This window comes from Agrobacterium tumefaciens, assembly GCF_031801495.1.
Lineage (GTDB): Bacteria > Pseudomonadota > Alphaproteobacteria > Rhizobiales > Rhizobiaceae > Agrobacterium > Agrobacterium tumefaciens_K.
The window spans coordinates 2,030,710-2,048,180 of the sequence record NZ_JAOEGC010000002.1 but is presented as its reverse complement, the minus strand read 5'-3'; the positions used below and the strand labels follow the sequence as shown (position 1 = coordinate 2,048,180).

The window sequence follows — 17,471 nt, the reverse complement described above, 5'->3', positions numbered from 1 at the left end:
AATTGCGTGAGCTTTGTCACGGCCAGCGCACCACGGGTGGCAAAGACGAGAGAATCGACTCCACGTTTCCCCCCGTCCTGAGGCCAAAAATGGTGCCGCGGTCGTAAAGCAGATTGAATTCCACATAGCGGCCACGGCGAATCAGTTGCTCGTCACGGTCTGTTTCGGTCCATGGCTGATTGAAATTGGTGCGGACGATCTTTGGATAGACGAGATTGAAGGCGCGTCCCACGTCCTGCACGAAAGCGAAATTGGCGTTCCAGTCGCCCTTGCCTTCGTCGGGGTGCAGCCAGTCGAAAAAGATGCCGCCGATGCCGCGTGCTTCATTGCGGTGGGGCAAGAAAAAATAATCGTCGCACCATGTCCTGTAGCGCGGATAGTCCGCGACGGCGTGGCGGTTGCAGGTGATTTCGAAAGCGCGGTGAAAAAGCTGGCTGTCCGCATCCTCCTGGGTTCGCCTGCGGTCGAGTACGGGCGTCAGGTCTGCGCCGCCGCCGAACCAGTGGCTGGAGGTGACGACCATGCGCGTGTTCATGTGAACTGCGGGAACGTTCGGATTGACGGGATGGGCAATCAGCGAAATGCCGGAAGCCCAGAAACGCGGATCTTCTTCCGCACCGGGTATCTGCTTGCGAAATTCGGGTGAGAACTCTCCATGGACGGTGGAGGTGTGGACGCCCACCTTCTCGAAGACACGGCCGTTCATCATCGACATGATGCCGCCACCGCCTTCACCATTGTCACGCAGCCACTGCTTCTGGACGAAGCGTCCCGGTTCCTGATCTGACAGCGGACCGGATAGATCGTCTTCCAGAGCCTCGAAGGAGGCGATGATGGTGTCGCGAAGGTGCTGGAACCATGCTTGGGCGGCGGCCTTCTTTTCCTCTATGTCTTCGGGCAAGCCCTTCGGCAAAGACGGCCGTTCCATGTCCACTCTCCTGTCACGGTAATCGATTATGTCGAAAAACTGGCTCTACAGCATCGGCCCGGAAATCGGAAATCGATTTTTGCGAGGCGCGATGCATCGGTTCAATATGCCGGAGTGTCGTTCACGCGACAGGATGGGGTGTGCTGCGCGTCCGTGTGTGTTTGCGCTGCACACAAACGCGACTCGCAAAGTCGTTCCGGGTGCATTATCTTGATGGTTGAAGGTGCCACAGGTGAATGTCATGACGAAATTTACCGGACCGCCCCTCGATGGGCTGAAGCGCAGGATCGCCAATCATCGCAAGGCGAAGGCGGGCGAAGGTGCTGATACGGCCAGGAATGGCCTTTTCGTCAGGCAGACCTTCTGCCTAGACCGGGAAGAAGCCCGCGCCAAGGCGCGTGAATGGTTCGAGGCATTCCCGAAAGCCGCCTACTGGACGGAAGTCGAAAGCTGGCGGCAGCTGGAAGGCGACCTCATCGAGTTTACCATGCGCAGGTTGCCTTCCGCCGATTGATTGTCGGGTTTTCTCATACGTGCGGCTCGGCGTGACGCAGACGGCTTTCGATCAGAACGCCGCTTTCATCGAGAATGGGATGAGCAACCGAGACAATATGAGCGTTAATGCGCTTCAGGTCGCGCAGCATGTCGAGATGAAGCGTACTGGTCTGCATGCTTTCGGCCAATCCGTCACGCAACCGCTCGAGATGGCGGGCTGAAGACCGTTTTTCGAGACGGCGGATGTCGACCTTGCTTTCCATGAGACGTCGGGCCAGGTCGAAATCATTGGTGACGAGGACGCTCTGGGCGGAGCGCAGGTTTTCGATGGTCATGTCGAAAAGGGTCTTCAGTTCCGCGTAGCCATCGTCGGAAAACTTGAAGCCGTTCAGCACTTTCTTGCGGATCTGTTCGCAGATGCCTTTTTCGATGATGTCGCCGATGTGCTCGAGGTTGATCGCGTAATCGATGATGGCGATCGAGCGGCGCGCATCGTCTGCATCCAGTCCTTTTCGCCCGAGCCTGGAGAGGTAAACCTTCACGGCCTGCTGCAGGCTGTCGACCCGTTTTTCCAGCGGGGCGATTTCCTTCAGAGGCTCCAGATCGTTGTGCTTGAAGGCGCTTTCCGCACGGATCAGCATGCGTTCGATGGTATCGCCAACACCCAGAACCTCGCGTGTTGCGTTTGCGAGGGCTACGGCTGGTGTTTCAAGCGCCTGTTCATCCAGAAAACTCGGGCTGTCGTCGGTTCTTGGGTCATCTGGCACGAACTTCGCCATCAGGTCAGAAATCAAACCGGAGAACGGCCATGCCAACGCAGCCAGAATGACGTTGAAGATGAGGTGCGCGTCGACGGGCAGTTTTGCGGGAGAAAGCGGTAGCTGCTGCAAAAGTTCCGCGCCGTAGGAGGCGAGCGGCATCGCGATGAAGCAGCCGATGGTGCGAACGACAAGATTGCCGATGGTGATGCGCCGGGCCGACGCGGGGCCGGAGAGGGTGGCTATGACGGGCGGGATAGCTCCGCCGAGGTTCGCGCCAAGAATGAGAACGATGATGAGGCCGGTTGAAAGGGTGCCGGTGGCGGCAAGCGACAGGATCAGCACCACGACCGCAAGGCTTGAGGAGGACGCGAAGGCCAGAACCGCGGAGAAAATCAGCGCCACCGGCCATGCGCCATCCAGCAGGCTGATGAAGACGGCAAGCGCCGGGGAGGCACGCATCGGCTCCGTCGCCCCGCTCAACAGATGCAGCGACAGAAGCATGAGGCCAATGCCGATGACTGCCGTGCCACCGCCTTGCCGCGCGTTGGAACTGCCTTTCTTCAGGACGATGCCGACCAGAATGAGGAGAGGCGAGAGCCAGTCGACGCCCGCCGATACGATCCATGCGGTGACAGCCGTGCCGACATTTGCCCCGAGCAGGACGATCTGCGCCATACGCGGGCGGATCAGGTCGCGCTCCGCGAAGGAGGCGATGGTCAGCGCGGTCGCCGTCGAGCTTTGCAGGGCGACCGTTGCCACGAAGCCGGACAGAAAGGAACGCGGTCCGTTCTGTGTGCCGGTTGCCAGCACACTTCTGAGTTTCATGCCGAAAGCGCGGGTTACACCGTCTTTTACCTGCGCAAGACCGAAGAGCAGCAGCGCAACTGCTCCCAGCAGATTGATAATGACGATCGTGGACTGCATTCGCATCTCCTCGCATCCACCGATTTTTTGGTCGATAGAGGCGAAATTTTCTTGTCCGGCTAATGAGTATAACGCTGTAGCATGTTGAACAACAGGCCGGGTTGCGACAGTTTTTGCGATGAAAACGCGCTATGCGGGCCTTGTGGTCAGTCCCATGCCGTCTGCCGCAAGGCTTCGCCGGTTATCATCGCGGCCGACATGGCGACATTGATGGAACGCTGACCTTCCACCATCGGGATGATCACCCGTTCGTCCGCTTTTTCATGCACGTGATCGGGAACGCCTGCGCTTTCGCGTCCGAAAAGCAGGATGTCGTCGCCAAGGAAATCGATCTTCGTATAGGGCAGGGCGGCCTTGGTGGAGGCCAGCACGAGACGGCGGCCGTTTGCCAGACGCCACTCCTCGAAACGTTCCCAGGTGACGTGGCGGGTGAGCGCGGCTGCGGCAATGTAGTCCAGACCGGCGCGCTTGAGGTTGCGGTCGGAAATGTCGAACCCTGCCGGCTCGATGATATCGACGCCGATGCCGAGGCAGGCGGCGAGGCGAAGGATCGTCCCGGTATTGCCCGCGATGTCGGGCTGGTAGAGGGCGATGCGGATATCGGGCATTGTTAGGCTTTCCAATGTTTTCCAAGGCATTAGCATGGAGCGCCGATGAAACGGAAGGTGTCGCGGGGATTCGCACCAAGACGCCATTGCACTTTTTTCGGGCAAAAGGCTGGCGTTTCACCCTTTTTTGCAGTAAAAGGCTGCATCTTCAACACCAGCCGAGGGAGGTTTCAATGCATATCAATGTTCGTTTTCGCCTCCCGGCCGTGGTTATGCCACTGCTCGCCTAGGTGTTTCTTCGCGGTTCGCCGCATTTCCCATTTCCTGATTCGTCATGTGGCTGTCACGGCCACGTTCCAAGACTGTCCCGCTTCGTCGTTGGCGCTATAATCGTTTTTGTGCGGTTTCAACGATGGGGCGATTGCTTGCCGGAGCTTGGCCTATGTTTGGCTGGTTTGAAAAACGCCTCGATCCTTTTCCCTCCGCGACGCCGACCGCGCCGCCGGAGACGCTGCTTCCGTTCCTTTGGCATTATGTGAAACCCGCATGGCCATGGCTGCTTCTGCTTGGCCTGATGTCGATGGGTATCGCGATTGCGGAAGCCATGCTCTACAAATTCCTCGGTAACATCGTCGACTGGCTGTCCACGGCCGATCGTGCGACGTTCTTTGCCGATGAGGGCTGGCATCTTATCGTCATGGCGGGTCTGGTCCTTGTCGGCCTGCCGCTGATGGGCGCCATCCACACGATGACGATGCATCAGACGCTTGCCGGGAACTTCGGCATGATTGCCCGCTGGAAGATGCACCGCTTTCTGCTGCGCCACTCGATGACCTTCTTCGCGAACGAATTCGCGGGCCGTGTCTCGACCAAGGTGATGCAGACGGCGCTGGCGATCCGTGAAGTCGCGCTGAAGGTCATCGACGTGTTCGTCTATGCGATCAGCTTCGTCGTTTCGATGCTGTTCATGGTGGCGGCTGCGGACTGGCGGCTGGTCATTCCGCTGCTCGTCTGGCTGGGCCTGTATATTTGCATTCTGGCCTATTTCGTGCCGAAGCTTGGTCGTCTCGCACAGGAGCAGGCCGACGCCCGTTCGCTGATGACAGGCCGTATCGTCGACAGCTACACGAACATTTCGACCATCAAGCTGTTTTCGCATGCGGGGCGCGAGGAGACGTATGCGCGTGACGGCATGAACGTGTTTCTCGGCACGGTTCACCGCCAGATGCGCAAGATTTCCGGCTTCAACATCCTGATCGACCTCAACAATGCGGTGGTACTATTCTCCACGGCGACGCTCGGCCTGTATTTCTGGATGCAGGGTTCGGTGACGGCCGGTTCGGTCGCCATCGCCGTCAGCCTTGCCATGCGTGTCAACGGCATGTCGCAGTGGATCATGTGGGAAGTCACGTCGCTGTTCGAAAACATCGGTACCGTCTATGACGGCATGTCGATGATGACGAAGCCGCACGATATCGTCGATGCACCGCAGGCACCAAAACTGGCTGCACCGAAAGGCGCGATCCACTACGAAAACGTCCGCTTCCACTATGGCAAGAACAAGGGCGTGATCGATGGGCTGACGCTGGATATCAAGCCCGGCGAAAAGGTCGGTCTGGTCGGTCGATCGGGTGCGGGCAAGACGACGCTGATGAACCTGCTTTTGCGTTTCTACGATCTGGAAGCGGGCAGAATCACCATCGACGGGCAGGACATCTCCAAGGTGTCGCAGGACAGCCTGCGCTCGCTGATCGGCGTCGTGACGCAGGATACGTCGCTGCTGCATCGGTCGATCCGCGACAACATCGCCTACGGCCATCCCGAAGCGACGGATGCGGAGATCATCGCTGCGGCGAAACGCGCCAATGCCTGGGACTTCATCGAGACGCTGGTGGACATGCATGGCCGCCACGGTCTGGATGCGCAGGTGGGCGAGCGCGGGGTGAAACTTTCGGGCGGACAGCGCCAGCGTATCGCGATTGCCCGCGTGTTCCTCAAGAACGCGCCGATCCTTGTCCTCGACGAGGCAACCTCGGCGCTGGACAGTGAAGTCGAAGCAGCCATTCAGGAGAACCTGTTCTCGCTGATGGAAGGCAAGACGGTGATCGCGATTGCGCACCGCCTGTCGACCCTGACCGAGATGGACCGGCTCATCATTCTCGACAAGGGCCAGATCGTCGAGGCAGGAAGCCATGCCGAACTCGTGGCCGAAGGCGGCATTTACGCCGATCTTTGGCGGCGCCAGTCGGGTGGCTTCATTGCCGATCACGAGGCCGATGTGGCGGCGGAATAAGCAAAACCGAAGGGCGGGGAGTATTCTCCGCCCTTTTTCACATGTCCAATCATTACGGAAATATAATCCGGACAGGCGTTTCCCGCGGCTGTTCCCGGAGGCGGAATCCGCCTATATCCGAAACATGGTCATGACGCGCATCTTCGAGTTCTTCGAGAACTGGATAAAGCCCTTCGCCCGCAGGCAGGATCTGCGGCCGCCGGAAGACACGTTCGCGTTCATCTGGTTCTACATCGCACAGGCCAAGGCGCCGTTTTTCGCCATGCTGGTGCTTGGCGGATTGACGGCGGCCATCGAGGCGGCATTGTTCTGGTTCGTCGGCCGGCTGGTCGATATCCTTGCGACGGTCAAGCCGGGGGATGGCTGGCAGGGCCTGCTTGCCACGCATGGTACCGAACTGTTCGGCATGCTCATCCTGATCGCGGTCGTGCGCTTCATCGTCACGATGGTCACGGCGCTGGTGGACCAGCAGATCATCACACCCGGTTTTTACAACCTGGTGCGCTGGCAGTCCTACATGCATGTTGCCCGGCAGTCGCTGAGCTTCTTCCAGAACGATTTTTCCGGCCGGATCGTTACCAAGGTATGGTCCGGCGGGCAGGCGGCGGGCGATCTGGTAACGTCTCTGATGGAAAGCGTCTGGTTCGTCGGGATCTATTCCGTTTCGATGCTGTTCCTGATTGGCGGACTGGACTGGCGGCTTGCCGTCGTGGTGCTTGTCTGGGTGGTGATCTTTTCGATGCTGGCGCGATATTTCGTGCCGCGCATCCGCTACCATTCGAAAGAAACCGCGGAAGCCGCATCCATGCTGTCCGGTCGTATGGTGGATGCCTACAGCAACATCCAGACGCTGAGGCTGTTCGGCCGCGATGACGCCAATGACCGCTACATGCGGCAGGGTTTCGATATCTTCCAGAAAACCACGATGACCTTCACGCGCTTCATCACCGGCGTGCGGGCTTCGATGGCGCTGCTTTCCGGCGTGATGATTACCTCGATGGCGGGTTTGTGCATTCATTTGTGGCTGAACGGAAAGATCAGCTCCGGGGCGGTCGCATTCACGCTGGCGCTGGTGCTGCGGCTCAACTTCCTGCTCGGGCGGTTGATGACGCAGTTCAATGGTATCATGCGCAACTTCGGCACGGTCCAGAACGCAGCCGAACTGATTTCGCAGCCTATCGGTCTCATGGATGTGCCGGATGCGCCAGCCTTGTCTGTTCGCAAGCCCGGTATCCGTTTCGAGAACGTCAGCTTTCATTATGGTCGCGCCGGCGGTGTCATCGACAATCTCAACCTCGATATCGCTGCGGGTGAGAAGGTTGGCATCGTCGGGCGGTCTGGGGCTGGCAAGTCGACGCTGGTCAATCTTCTGCTGCGCTTCTACGACGTCGAAGGCGGGCGTATCCTGATCGATGGTCAGGACATTTCCAGAGTGACGCAGGAATCGTTGCGCGCCCATATCGGCATGGTGACGCAGGATACTTCGCTTCTTCACCGCTCCATCCGCGACAACATCATGTTCGGGCGGCAGGATGCGACGGAAGCGCAGCTTCAGGAAGCGGTGCGCCGCGCCAAGGCGGATGATTTCATCGCAAGGCTTGAAGACCAGCGTGGCCGCAAGGCGTTCGATGCGCATGTCGGCGAGCGTGGTGTGAAGCTGTCCGGCGGACAGCGCCAACGCATCGCCATCGCGCGCGTCATGCTGAAGGATGCACCTATCCTCGTGCTGGACGAAGCGACATCCGCACTTGATTCAGAAGTGGAGGCGGCGATCCAGAGCAATCTGGATGAATTGATGCAGGGCAAGACCGTGCTTGCCATCGCGCACCGCCTCTCCACAATTGCCGCGCTGGACAGGTTGATCGTGATGGATCGCGGCCGCATCGTGGAGCAGGGCACGCATTCGCAGCTGGTGGCTTCCGGCGGTCTATATGCCGAGCTGTGGGCACGGCAATCCGGCGGCTTTCTTGCCGCGGACGAGGCAGCCCAGTAAGTGACGCTGGTTATTTCCCGATCATGAAATCGGCAACCAGACCGTAGTGGTTGGAGCCGAGACTGTTGGTAAGGCGTACGGTTTTCATCAGCATAGCCGGTTCGCGGGCGAAGATGTGATCGATCGCGATACCGAAGCGGCCTGCTTCGATTGGCCATGTCGCCGGTTCCCAGGGGGCTTTCTTCAGGTCGTTGCCGGCCAGAAACGCCCGCATGTCCGGCGCGATGCTGGCCGAATTGAAGTCTCCGGCCAGAATGAGCGGTCCCGTCACCTTGTAGAGCAGCTCGCTCACCTCATCCAGTTCGTCGCGATGATAGTCGTCGAAGTACGGTTTTGTGATGTGGCCCGCGGCGAGCGTCAGGTCGGTGCCGTTGAAATCGACCTGTGCCATGGCGAAGCGGTCGCGGCGCAGGTCGCTCAGGCTATGAAAATGGCCTTCTTTCAGCGGTCGCTTCGACAGGATCAGCAGGTCGCAGGTGGGTGTGCCTTCATAACAGCCGAGCCGGTAGGGATATGCCAGGGATAGCCTCGGCAGGACCGATTTCAGTGCACCCGCCTCGAACAGATAGGCCGCATCTGCATTCGATGCGAGGATGGTGTCGGCGATGGCATCGGCATTGGCGGCGTTTTCCATCAACACGTTGAAGGAGAGCAGGCGGAACGGCTTCGAGCCCGGTGCGATGATGGCTGGAGTGGAAAACTCAAGCATCATGGCAAGCGCATGGCCACCAAGTGCCAGCGACCAGACGACGAGCATCACCGACAGAACGCCGCGTGCGAGCCAAAAGACCAGCGATGACAACAGGATGCAGACGACGGTAATGTGGAGCTGGAAGCTGTTGACGAAGGCAAGAAGCCAGAAATCGGTGACGTACCGCAGGCTGATGATGAAAAGCGCGCCCAGCACCGCCGTGGAGATCATGCAAGCGAGCTTCGCCTTCATACGAATTCCTGCTTTCCGAGCTCTCCCGCCCGTCTCCTAACACGCAGTACTGGCATACACAATGTTGCCTGCCTGCCCGGTCTTACGGAAAACGCGCTGCAAATACGGCCCCAACGACAGAATTACGGCAGCTTTGTGTGCTTTGCTCTTGCCAAGTCCGTCAATATTTTGCGATCAAACATAATGACGCGGATTCTATCTGCCGCGCACATGATCCTGAACGGGGTGGAGTTTGTTCTGGATCAAATCATAGCGGGAGGACTCATGCGATTTACGGCAAAAACAGCGCAGAGGATGGTGTAGCGGTGAGCGAGCACGTAACCAATCATGACGCATCGGGTGAACCGACCCGTCGCGATTTTCTATATCTTGTAACCGGAATGGCGGGTGCTGTCGGCGCTGCTGCCGTCGCATGGCCATTTATCGACCAGATGCGTCCCGACGCATCGACACTGGCGCTCGCCTCCATCGAGGTGGACGTGTCGGCCGTCGAGCCGGGCATGTCGCTGACTGTGAAGTGGCGCGGCAAGCCAGTCTTCATCCGCAACCGCACGGAGAAGGAGATCGAGGAAGCCAAGGCCGTGGCGCTCGCCGATCTCAAGGACCCGGTGGCGCGCAACGCCAACATCGCGGCAGATGCACAGGCAACCGATGTCGATCGTTCCGCCGGAGAGGGGAAGGAAAACTGGATCGTCATGATCGGCTCGTGCACGCACCTCGGCTGTATTCCGCTCGGCCAGGCCGGCGATTTCGGCGGATGGTTCTGTCCCTGCCATGGCTCGCACTACGATACGGCGGGCCGCATACGTAAAGGCCCGGCACCGCAGAATCTTGCGATTCCGACATTTGCATTTGCATCCGATACCGTGATCAAGATCGGATAAGGGGACAGATATTCATGAGTGGTCATTCCAGTTATCAGCCGTCCACCGGCATCGAAAGGTGGATCGATTCGCGGCTTCCGCTGCCGCGCATGATCTATGACAGCTTCGTTGCCTATCCGGTCCCGCGCAACCTGAACTATGCATACACATTCGGCGCAATGCTGTCCGTCATGCTGATCGTCCAGATCCTGACGGGCGTGGTGCTCGCAATGCATTACGCCGCGGAAACGACGGTTGCCTTCAATTCCGTCGAAAAGATCATGCGTGACGTGAACCATGGTTGGCTGCTGCGCTACATGCATGCCAACGGCGCGTCCTTCTTCTTCATTGCCGTTTATCTGCATATTGCACGTGGCCTGTATTACGGTTCCTACAAGGCGCCGCGCGAAATCCTCTGGATCCTCGGCTGCGTCATCTTCCTCCTGATGATGGCGACGGGCTTCATGGGCTACGTTCTGCCCTGGGGTCAGATGTCCTTCTGGGGCGCGACCGTCATCACCGGCTTCTTCACGGCATTTCCGGGTATCGGCGAGTGGATCCAGCAGTTCCTGCTCGGCGGTTTCGCCGTGGATCAGCCGACGCTCAACCGCTTCTTCGCGCTGCATTACCTGCTGCCGTTCATGATCGCGGGTGTCGTGATCCTGCATATCTGGGCGCTGCACGTGACCGGTCAGACAAACCCGACCGGCGTGGAAGTGAAGAGCAAGACCGACACGGTTCCCTTCACGCCCTACGCGACGCTGAAGGATGCACTTGGCGTATCGATCTTCCTGATCGGCTACGCGTGGTTCGTGTTCTACATGCCGAACTTCCTCGGTCACCCTGACAACTACATCATGGCGGACCCGCTGAAGACGCCGGCGCATATCGTGCCGGAATGGTACTTCCTGCCGTTCTACGCCATGCTGCGCGCCATCACCTTCAACATCTGGATCATCGATTCCAAGCTGGGCGGCGTTCTCGTGATGTTTGGCGCGATCGTAGTGTTGTTCTTCCTGCCCTGGCTCGATACCTCCAAGGTCCGTTCCGCGGTCTATCGGCCCTGGTACAAGATGTTCTTCTGGCTGTTCGTGGTGAATGCCATCATGCTCGGCTGGCTGGGTTCGCGCCCGGCGGAAGGCATCTACGTCATCATGTCGCAGTTCGGCACGCTGTACTACTTCGGCTTCTTCCTCGTCATCATGCCGATCCTCGGTCTGGTGGAAACGCCCCGGCGTATTCCGAATTCGATTACCGAAGCGGTTCTCGAAAAGAGCGGCAAGACGGCGGCAACGCCTGTCGCAGCCGATGCGTGAGCGCGAAGGAAGGATGACGACAATGAAAAAGCTTGTAACGAGCATCGCGCTTATTGCCGCCCTTACCGGTGTCGCTCTTGTTGCTTCGGCGGCGGAAGATGGTCACGATCTGGCTGCGAAGGTAGAACACGCTGTCGCGGGCGGACACTTTCCGGTTCTCAAGCCCGAAGAGCAGACATGGAGCTTTGCCGGGCCATTCGGAAAATATGACAAAGGCCAGCTCCAGCGCGGCCTGAAGGTCTACAAGGAAGTCTGTTCCGCCTGTCACTCGATGAGCCTCGTATCCTTCCGTACGCTGGAGGACCTGGGCTACTCGGAAGATCAGGTGAAGGCTTTCGCCGGCGAATACGAGGTGCAGGACGGCCCGAATGCCGACGGCGAAATGTATAACCGCAAGGCTGTGCCTTCGGATTATTTCCCTTCGCCGTTCCCGAACCATGAGGCGGCGGCTGCCGCCAATGGTGGAGCCGCTCCGCCGGACATGTCGCTGCTGGCCAAGGCACGCGGCGTCGAACGCGGTTTTCCGCAGTTCCTCATCGACATGATCCCGGTCGTCGGTGGTTATCAGGAAGGCGGCCCGGATTACATCCATGCGCTGCTGACCGGCTATCAGGATGCACCGGCCGGTGTTGAAGTGTCGGAAGGCACGCACTTCAACCCGTACTTCGTTGGTGCTACCGCGCTGAAAATGGCGCCGCCCATCAGCGCCGACCAGGTGACATACGATGACGGTGCTCCGCAAACGGTGGATCAGTATTCCAAGGATGTTTCCGCGTTCCTGATGTGGGCCGCCGAGCCGCATATGGAAGAGCGCAAGCGTACCGGTTTCATGGTCATGGTGTTCCTGTTCATCTTCACCGCGCTGATCTATCTCACCAAGAAGTCGGTCTACGCCAACAAGGAACATTAAGCCGAACATCCGATCAGGATAATTCGCGATGATCCGGCCCCCATGGTTGCCATGGGGGCTTTTTCATTGTCGGGCAGCAGGGAGACAACAATGGGGAATGTACGTCATGGCGGTTGCCTTTGCGGCGCCATCCGGTTTGAAGCCAGAGGTGAGGCGGGGAACCCGCACAGCTGCTCCTGCGATATCTGCCAAAGGCATTCCGGCGCAACAAGCCTTGTGTGGGTGGAATTCGACAAGGAGGCGGTGCGCTGGACCGGTGAGGGAGGCATGCCCGCGACCTATCGGTCCTCCGACTATTCCAGCCGTGCTTTCTGTCCGGCCTGTGGCAGCACTCTGGGGGCAATAGACGATGCACCGACCGTTGCTCTGGTGTTCGGCTGTTTTGATGACAAGGCCGATGACGGTCTGCAGCCGCAGTCTCATTCCTTCGAGGATGTCTGCCCGCCATGGGCACGGATCGCGGGTATGACGGGCGGGGAGTGAACCTGACGTCCTTTTTAGTTGGTGCGAGGCCATCAAATTGATAGGGTGCCCCGAACTTTCTGATCCATCTCCCACGTAACTGGAAATACCATGACCGTCATCGCTTCGGAGCTTTCCGCTGCCATTCGTTCCATTCCCGACTATCCGAAGCCGGGCATCATCTTTCGCGACATCACCACGCTGCTGGGCAACCCGCGCGCATTCCGGCGCGCCGTTGACGAGCTGGTGCAGCCTTATGCCGGAACGAAGATCGACAAGGTTGCGGGAATGGAAGCGCGTGGATTCATTCTCGGCGGTGCCGTTGCACACCAGCTTTCGGCCGGTTTCGTGCCGATCCGCAAAAAGGGAAAGCTGCCGCACACCACCGTTCGCGTTGCCTACAGCCTCGAATATGGCGTGGATGAAATGGAAATGCATGTCGATGCCGTGCAGCCGGGTGAAAAGGTCATCCTGGTCGATGACCTGATCGCCACGGGTGGAACGGCGGAAGGCGCCGTGAAGCTTCTGCGACAGATGGGAGCCGATATCGTCTCCGCCTGCTTCGTGATCGATCTGCCGGATCTCGGCGGACGCAGGAAGCTGGAAGACCTCGGCGTCGAAGTGCGCACGCTGGTCGAATTCTCCGGCCACTAATAGAAAAGTCGCCCTGCTTTTCTGCGGACACGCCGGGCGGCTTCCCTATTCGAATTCCAGAACATTACTTTCAAAAGATATGACCGTTTCTCCTGCCTGATTGACACCTTCGTTGAAGGTTGTGTTGAGCAGCAGTCCGGGCCTCGACGCCAGCGGGCGTGTGTCCAGCAGGGTAACGAAATAGGTGATATCGTCGCCCGCATAGACCGGCTTTTTCCATTGCAGCTTGCGAAAGCCGGGGGATGGACCGAGTTTCGGCGGTTCGATGCCCTGTTGCTTCAGCCGCTTTACCTCTTTTGCCCAATGGCTGAGAAAGGTTTTCATCCATCCGGCGCTGGTGTGCCAGCCGGAGGCACACAGGGCTCCGAACACGCTGTCCCTGGCGGCATCCGCATCGAGATGGAATGGCTGCGGATCGAACTTTGTCGCGAAGCGGACGATGTCTTCGGCGGAAAAATGCAGCGTATCGAGCCTGACACGCTCGCCGACAGGAGAGAGTTCCGCCAGTCTCATGCCGCGATGCCTCCGTTTGCGCGCATCTTGAACATCACGGTGTGTTCTCCGTGAGCAGCCAGATCGCCGCGCTGATTATAAAGTTCGTGGCGTAATTTCACGAGGCCGATACCGGGGCGCGAACTGGAGGGTCGCTGCTCCAGCACGATCGATTTTCCGGACAGCGTATCGCCTGCCAGGACCGGTTTTTTCCATTCGACATAGTCGATGCCCGGACTTCCCTGCGATGTTGAATCGATGATGTAACTGTCTGCCATCATACGCATCAGCAGGCTGCAGGTGTGCCATCCGGAGGCCGCCAGTCCGCCCAGAATGCTGGCAAGACCTGCTTCTTCCGAAAGGTGCATTGGTTGCGGATCGAACTCGCTGGCAAACTCGATGATGTCCGTTGCGGAAATCGGCTGCGGCCCGAGCGGAAATTCCCGACCTGTGGAAAAATCCTCATAGGCATATGTCGCGACCGGTGCCATCGTCTCCTCCTCTGACAGTAAACACGGCGCCATCTAAAATGATTTTTCCGTTTACGTAAAGGTCAGATTTTGGCCGAATGGAAGAGCACAGGCATGAAACACGAACGCCGCCCCGAAGGGCGGCGTAAAAAACATGGAAGCTCCCGACCGGATCGATCATCGGTCAGGTCCTGCGGGTATCAGGTGTTGAAGCGGAAGTGGATGACGTCGCCATCGTTGACGACATATTCCTTGCCCTCGTCGCGGCCCTTGCCTGCTTCCTTGGCGCCGACTTCACCCTTGAATGCGACGTAATCGTCATAACCAATGGTGAAGGCGCGAATGAAGCCGCGTTCGAAATCGGTGTGGATCACGCCAGCGGCCTGCGGTGCCTTCGTGCCCCGGACGATTGTCCAGGCGCGGCATTCCTTCGGGCCGACGGTGAAGTAGGTGATGAGGTCCAGCAGGTGATAGCCCGCACGAATGAGGCGGTCGAGGCCAGCTTCTTCCAGACCGAGCGCCGAAAGGAACTCCTTCGATTCTTCTTCGGGAAGCTGGGCAACCTCGGCTTCGATGGCGGCAGAAATGATGACGCATTCCGCACCCTGAGCCTTGGCCATTTCGGCGACGGCCTTGGTATGCTCGTTGCCGTCGACGGCATCGGATTCGGAGACGTTGCAGACGTAAAGCACCGGATGCGAGGTGAGCAGGTTCAAGCCCTTCAGCACATCGATCTCGTCTGCCGCCAGCGTCTTCAGAAGCAGGCGGGCAGGTTTGCCCTCGTTGAGAAGCTTGATGACGGCTTCCATTACAGGCAGCTGCGCCAGCGATTCCTTGTCCTTGGACGTGGCGCGCTTGCGGGTCTGCTCAACGCGACGCTCAAGGCTTTCGAGGTCGGCGAGCATCAGCTCCGTTTCGATCGTCTCGGCATCGCCGACCGGGTTGATGCGGCCTTCGACGTGGGTGATGTCGTCATCCTCGAAGCAGCGGAGAACATGCACCACGGCATCCACTTCGCGGATGTTGGCGAGGAACTTGTTGCCCAGGCCTTCACCCTTGGACGCGCCGCGCACCAGACCGGCGATGTCGACGAAGGAGATACGGGTCGGGATGATTTCCTTCGAACCGGCGATGTCGGCCAGAACCTTCATGCGCGGATCCGGCACGGCCACTTCGCCGGTGTTCGGCTCGATGGTGCAGAAAGGATAGTTCGCGGCCTGGGCCGCCGCCGTCTTGGTCAGCGCGTTGAAGAGGGTGGACTTGCCGACATTCGGCAGCCCGACGATACCGCATTTGAAGCCCATGGCTTGAAACCTGTCCGTTTGAAAGAATTCGTTGGGAGCCTTTTGCGGAAAGGGCACGGCAAGGTCAAGCCCGCCGCCCGATTTGTCCGGGCAAAGGGTCGGAATGGCGCCGAATTTAAGGGGCGCGGCATCTGCAGACTTGCCGAGGTCCCAATCAAAGCGCAGTATGCGCGCGCCTCGGGGCCGATCGGCATTCTGGTTCCGGGTGCGGCGCAAGCCTGATTTTCGTCATCAACGGGGATTTCCGATGAGTGACAATGCTGTCGATCTCAAACCAAAACCTAAGACCAAGCCGAAGCTGGAGCGCCCGAAGCTCTACAAGGTCATTTTGCTGAATGACGATTACACGCCTCGCGAATTCGTCACCGTGGTGCTGAAAGCGGTGTTCCGGATGAGCGAGGAAACCGGGCATCGGGTGATGATGACGGCGCACCGCTTTGGCAGTTCCGTGGTCGTGGTGTGCGAGCACGACATTGCCGAGACGAAAGCCAAGGAAGCAACCGATCTTGGCAAACAGGCGGGATTTCCGCTGATGTTCACGACCGAACCGGAGGAGTGAGACCGGACCGGCCTGCCTTCAGTCCTTTTTGCCGAACATCTTCTTCAGCATTTCGGCCATAGGTCCGGTTTCCGGCAGCTTTTTCGGCTGGGCGTTGTTTCTCGCCTGATGGATGTGCGAATGCGCGGCAGGTTTTGCCGGCTTTGCGGGTTTTTCTGCTTCCGGTTTGCTGCCGGTGGCGAGTGCCAGCTTGTTCATGAGCTGCGAATCCTCGCCTTTCACCAGCATGGCGGCGTTATCGGCAATGGCATCCAGAAGAGGTTCCAGCCAGACCTTGTCGCTTTTGGCGAAGTCGCCAAGGACATGGCCGTGGACCCTTTCCTTGTCGCCGGGGTGGCCGATGCCGAGGCGAAGGCGGCGGTATTCCTTGCCGCAATGGGCATCCAGCGATTTGAGGCCGTTATGACCGCCGTGACCTCCACCGGTCTTGATGCGGCTACGGCCGGCCGGCAGATCGAGTTCGTCGTGAATGGCGATTATATCGGCAGGCGTGAGCTTGAAGAAACGCATCGCTTCACCGACGGACTCGCCGGAGAGGTTCATGTAGGTGAGGGGTTTCATCAGCAGCACTTTTTCGCCGTCGATTTCACCTTCCGAGATCTCAGCCTTGAATTTTCTGGACCAGGGCGTGAAAGACGGCAGACGCTGCAGGGCATCGACAGCCATGAAGCCGATGTTGTGGCGGTTTCCCGCATACTGCGCGCCGGGATTACCTAGTCCTGCGATGATCTTCATGGTGCATGTCCGCGTTCTGGCTGGTTTTCGCGATTGTCACCACCCCGAAATGGGCCTGCTGTCAACCCGTTTGTGCTTTTCGGCCATGGCATCAATCGACGGTAAGGCCGTATCGTGCGAAGATTTTATTTTGTCGGCCATCGGCGATGATCCTCTCCAGCCGGGCCTGTAGACGTTCGATCAGCGATTTCGGTACGCTTTTATTGCATGCAAGCCCGAACTGCTGCGTGGTCAACGTCAGAACTTCCCTGAATTCACCGGTGGGCAGGCTCTTGAATGTCATGTCCGCCATCGGCATCAGATCGATACGCCCGGCTTTCAGCTTGTTGAGCGTTATGGAAAAGTCCGCTCCCAGATCGATCTTTGAAAAGCCGATTGAATTCAGCAGTGTTACGGTATAGTCGCCGCGTTGCGTTCCGATCCGGTATTTCGTCGCCTCGTCGAGACTGGCAGGGTTGATTGTTGCAGTGCTTCTGGCGACCAGAATGCTTCTGCCTTTGTGGATGGGGGAAACCCATCGAAACTGATTTTCCCGTTCTGCGGTCCGTGCCGTTGCGAAAGCGCAATGCATTTCCTGCGTTCTGGCAAGGGCAATCGCTCTTGCCCAGGGCATGACTGCCAGCTGATATTTGGTCCCGGTTTCAGACATCAGGATTTTGATCTGATCGATGTAAATGCCCTGAACGCTGCCGTCGGCGGAACGGGTGATGTAGGGTGGATAGATTTCCGTGGTCAGAAACAGCGTAGCTGCGCTGACAGGCTGGGCAAGCGTGAGGCAAAACAGGAAAAACCAGGTCAATCGCATCGGCTTGCTCATTGCT

General features: G+C 58.7%; 18 protein-coding genes. 9 read left to right on the top strand and 9 right to left on the bottom strand.

Annotation, left to right across the window (positions count from 1 at the left end; genetic code table 11):
• Positions 1-16: 16 nt before the first annotated feature.
• Positions 17-928 carry an oxygen-dependent coproporphyrinogen oxidase gene (gene hemF, locus N7578_RS19350; RefSeq protein WP_311111849.1) on the bottom strand — a complete coding sequence of 304 codons (912 nt, stop codon included), beginning with the start codon at positions 926-928 and terminating at the stop codon, positions 17-19.
• A 241-nt stretch (positions 929-1,169) separates the two neighbouring features.
• On the opposite strand from hemF, the gene N7578_RS19345 reads away from it, so the two are divergent.
• Positions 1,170-1,442, top strand: a complete 273-nt coding sequence (locus N7578_RS19345; protein WP_311111848.1) for a hypothetical protein — start codon at positions 1,170-1,172, stop codon at positions 1,440-1,442.
• 13 nt (positions 1,443-1,455) lie between these two features.
• On the opposite strand, the gene N7578_RS19340 is transcribed toward N7578_RS19345, so the two are convergent.
• Together N7578_RS19340 and N7578_RS19335 are read right to left on the bottom strand one after the other, a co-directional pair.
• Entirely contained in the window at positions 1,456-3,108 is a 1,653-nt protein-coding gene (locus N7578_RS19340) for a Na/Pi cotransporter family protein (RefSeq protein ID WP_311111847.1), read from the bottom strand.
• Between the two features lie 146 nt (positions 3,109-3,254).
• Positions 3,255-3,716, bottom strand: coding sequence for a tRNA (cytidine(34)-2'-O)-methyltransferase (locus N7578_RS19335; protein WP_311111846.1), 462 nt, complete (start codon positions 3,714-3,716; stop codon positions 3,255-3,257).
• A gap of 382 nt (positions 3,717-4,098) precedes the next feature.
• On the opposite strand from N7578_RS19335, the gene N7578_RS19330 reads away from it, so the two are divergent.
• Together N7578_RS19330 and N7578_RS19325 are read left to right on the top strand one after the other, a co-directional pair.
• Positions 4,099-5,949 (top strand): ABC transporter ATP-binding protein, encoded by a 1,851-nt coding sequence (locus tag N7578_RS19330; protein WP_311111845.1) that lies wholly within the window; start codon positions 4,099-4,101, stop codon positions 5,947-5,949.
• 124 nt (positions 5,950-6,073) lie between these two features.
• Complete coding sequence (locus N7578_RS19325) at positions 6,074-7,942, top strand: ABC transporter ATP-binding protein (RefSeq protein WP_311111844.1); 1,869 nt, start codon at positions 6,074-6,076, stop codon at positions 7,940-7,942.
• A gap of 10 nt (positions 7,943-7,952) precedes the next feature.
• On the opposite strand, the gene N7578_RS19320 is transcribed toward N7578_RS19325, so the two are convergent.
• Entirely contained in the window at positions 7,953-8,885 is a 933-nt protein-coding gene (locus N7578_RS19320; protein ID WP_311111843.1) for an endonuclease/exonuclease/phosphatase family protein, read from the bottom strand.
• 305 nt (positions 8,886-9,190) lie between these two features.
• Here N7578_RS19320 and petA point away from each other — a divergent pair, with 305 nt between their 5' ends.
• From petA to N7578_RS19295, 5 genes are all read left to right on the top strand, one after another.
• Entirely contained in the window at positions 9,191-9,769 is a 579-nt protein-coding gene (gene petA, locus N7578_RS19315; RefSeq protein WP_311111842.1) for a ubiquinol-cytochrome c reductase iron-sulfur subunit, read from the top strand.
• A 14-nt stretch (positions 9,770-9,783) separates the two neighbouring features.
• Positions 9,784-11,064, top strand: a complete 1,281-nt coding sequence (locus tag N7578_RS19310) for a cytochrome b N-terminal domain-containing protein (protein ID WP_311111841.1) — start codon at positions 9,784-9,786, stop codon at positions 11,062-11,064.
• A gap of 22 nt (positions 11,065-11,086) precedes the next feature.
• Positions 11,087-11,974, top strand: a complete 888-nt coding sequence (locus N7578_RS19305; protein ID WP_311111840.1) for a cytochrome c1 — start codon at positions 11,087-11,089, stop codon at positions 11,972-11,974.
• Between the two features lie 90 nt (positions 11,975-12,064).
• The gene (locus tag N7578_RS19300) at positions 12,065-12,457 is read left to right on the top strand and encodes a GFA family protein (RefSeq protein WP_311111839.1); all 393 of its coding nucleotides are present in this window, start codon (positions 12,065-12,067) and stop codon (positions 12,455-12,457) included.
• A gap of 90 nt (positions 12,458-12,547) precedes the next feature.
• Entirely contained in the window at positions 12,548-13,090 is a 543-nt protein-coding gene (locus tag N7578_RS19295; RefSeq protein WP_311111838.1) for an adenine phosphoribosyltransferase, read from the top strand.
• A gap of 45 nt (positions 13,091-13,135) precedes the next feature.
• Here the strand turns inward: N7578_RS19295 and N7578_RS19290 are convergent, their stop codons facing one another.
• The 3 genes from N7578_RS19290 to ychF all read right to left on the bottom strand — a co-directional run bounded on the left by N7578_RS19290 (position 13,136) and on the right by ychF (position 15,356).
• Positions 13,136-13,603: a MaoC family dehydratase gene (locus N7578_RS19290; protein WP_311111837.1), complete on the bottom strand. Its 468-nt coding sequence runs from the start codon at positions 13,601-13,603 to the stop codon at positions 13,136-13,138.
• Positions 13,600-14,073 carry a MaoC family dehydratase gene (locus N7578_RS19285; protein ID WP_311111836.1) on the bottom strand — a complete coding sequence of 158 codons (474 nt, stop codon included), beginning with the start codon at positions 14,071-14,073 and terminating at the stop codon, positions 13,600-13,602. Before N7578_RS19285 ends, N7578_RS19290 begins: the two co-directional genes overlap by 4 nt.
• 179 nt (positions 14,074-14,252) lie before the next feature.
• Positions 14,253-15,356: a redox-regulated ATPase YchF gene (gene ychF, locus N7578_RS19280; protein WP_311112562.1), complete on the bottom strand. Its 1,104-nt coding sequence runs from the start codon at positions 15,354-15,356 to the stop codon at positions 14,253-14,255.
• A gap of 247 nt (positions 15,357-15,603) precedes the next feature.
• Here ychF and clpS point away from each other — a divergent pair, with 247 nt between their 5' ends.
• Positions 15,604-15,915 carry an ATP-dependent Clp protease adapter ClpS gene (gene clpS / locus N7578_RS19275; RefSeq protein ID WP_311111835.1) on the top strand — a complete coding sequence of 104 codons (312 nt, stop codon included), beginning with the start codon at positions 15,604-15,606 and terminating at the stop codon, positions 15,913-15,915.
• Between the two features lie 18 nt (positions 15,916-15,933).
• On the opposite strand, the gene pth is transcribed toward clpS, so the two are convergent.
• Complete coding sequence (gene pth, locus N7578_RS19270; RefSeq protein ID WP_311111834.1) at positions 15,934-16,650, bottom strand: aminoacyl-tRNA hydrolase; 717 nt, start codon at positions 16,648-16,650, stop codon at positions 15,934-15,936.
• A 91-nt stretch (positions 16,651-16,741) separates the two neighbouring features.
• On the bottom strand, positions 16,742-17,467 hold the full coding sequence (locus N7578_RS19265; protein WP_311111833.1) for a transporter substrate-binding domain-containing protein: 726 nt from the start codon (positions 17,465-17,467) through the stop codon (positions 16,742-16,744).
• Positions 17,468-17,471: the final 4 nt, after the last annotated feature.

Excerpts from the sequence above, each read along its gene's own strand:
- hemF (WP_311111849.1), bottom strand. The coding sequence starts at position 928 with ATGGAACGGCCGTCTTTGCCGAAGGGCTTGCCCGAAGACATAGAGGAA.
- N7578_RS19345 (WP_311111848.1), top strand. The coding sequence starts at position 1,170 with ATGACGAAATTTACCGGACCGCCCCTCGATGGGCTGAAGCGCAGGATC.
- N7578_RS19340 (WP_311111847.1), bottom strand. The coding sequence starts at position 3,108 with ATGCAGTCCACGATCGTCATTATCAATCTGCTGGGAGCAGTTGCGCTG.
- N7578_RS19335 (WP_311111846.1), bottom strand. The coding sequence starts at position 3,716 with ATGCCCGATATCCGCATCGCCCTCTACCAGCCCGACATCGCGGGCAAT.
- N7578_RS19330 (WP_311111845.1), top strand. The coding sequence starts at position 4,099 with ATGTTTGGCTGGTTTGAAAAACGCCTCGATCCTTTTCCCTCCGCGACG.
- N7578_RS19325 (WP_311111844.1), top strand. The coding sequence starts at position 6,074 with ATGGTCATGACGCGCATCTTCGAGTTCTTCGAGAACTGGATAAAGCCC.
- N7578_RS19320 (WP_311111843.1), bottom strand. The coding sequence starts at position 8,885 with ATGAAGGCGAAGCTCGCTTGCATGATCTCCACGGCGGTGCTGGGCGCG.
- N7578_RS19310 (WP_311111841.1), top strand. The coding sequence starts at position 9,784 with ATGAGTGGTCATTCCAGTTATCAGCCGTCCACCGGCATCGAAAGGTGG.
- N7578_RS19305 (WP_311111840.1), top strand. The coding sequence starts at position 11,087 with ATGAAAAAGCTTGTAACGAGCATCGCGCTTATTGCCGCCCTTACCGGT.
- N7578_RS19300 (WP_311111839.1), top strand. The coding sequence starts at position 12,065 with ATGGGGAATGTACGTCATGGCGGTTGCCTTTGCGGCGCCATCCGGTTT.
- N7578_RS19295 (WP_311111838.1), top strand. The coding sequence starts at position 12,548 with ATGACCGTCATCGCTTCGGAGCTTTCCGCTGCCATTCGTTCCATTCCC.
- N7578_RS19290 (WP_311111837.1), bottom strand. The coding sequence starts at position 13,603 with ATGAGACTGGCGGAACTCTCTCCTGTCGGCGAGCGTGTCAGGCTCGAT.
- N7578_RS19285 (WP_311111836.1), bottom strand. The coding sequence starts at position 14,073 with ATGGCACCGGTCGCGACATATGCCTATGAGGATTTTTCCACAGGTCGG.
- ychF (WP_311112562.1), bottom strand. The coding sequence starts at position 15,356 with ATGGGCTTCAAATGCGGTATCGTCGGGCTGCCGAATGTCGGCAAGTCC.
- clpS (WP_311111835.1), top strand. The coding sequence starts at position 15,604 with ATGAGTGACAATGCTGTCGATCTCAAACCAAAACCTAAGACCAAGCCG.
- pth (WP_311111834.1), bottom strand. The coding sequence starts at position 16,650 with ATGAAGATCATCGCAGGACTAGGTAATCCCGGCGCGCAGTATGCGGGA.
- N7578_RS19265 (WP_311111833.1), bottom strand. The coding sequence starts at position 17,467 with ATGAGCAAGCCGATGCGATTGACCTGGTTTTTCCTGTTTTGCCTCACG.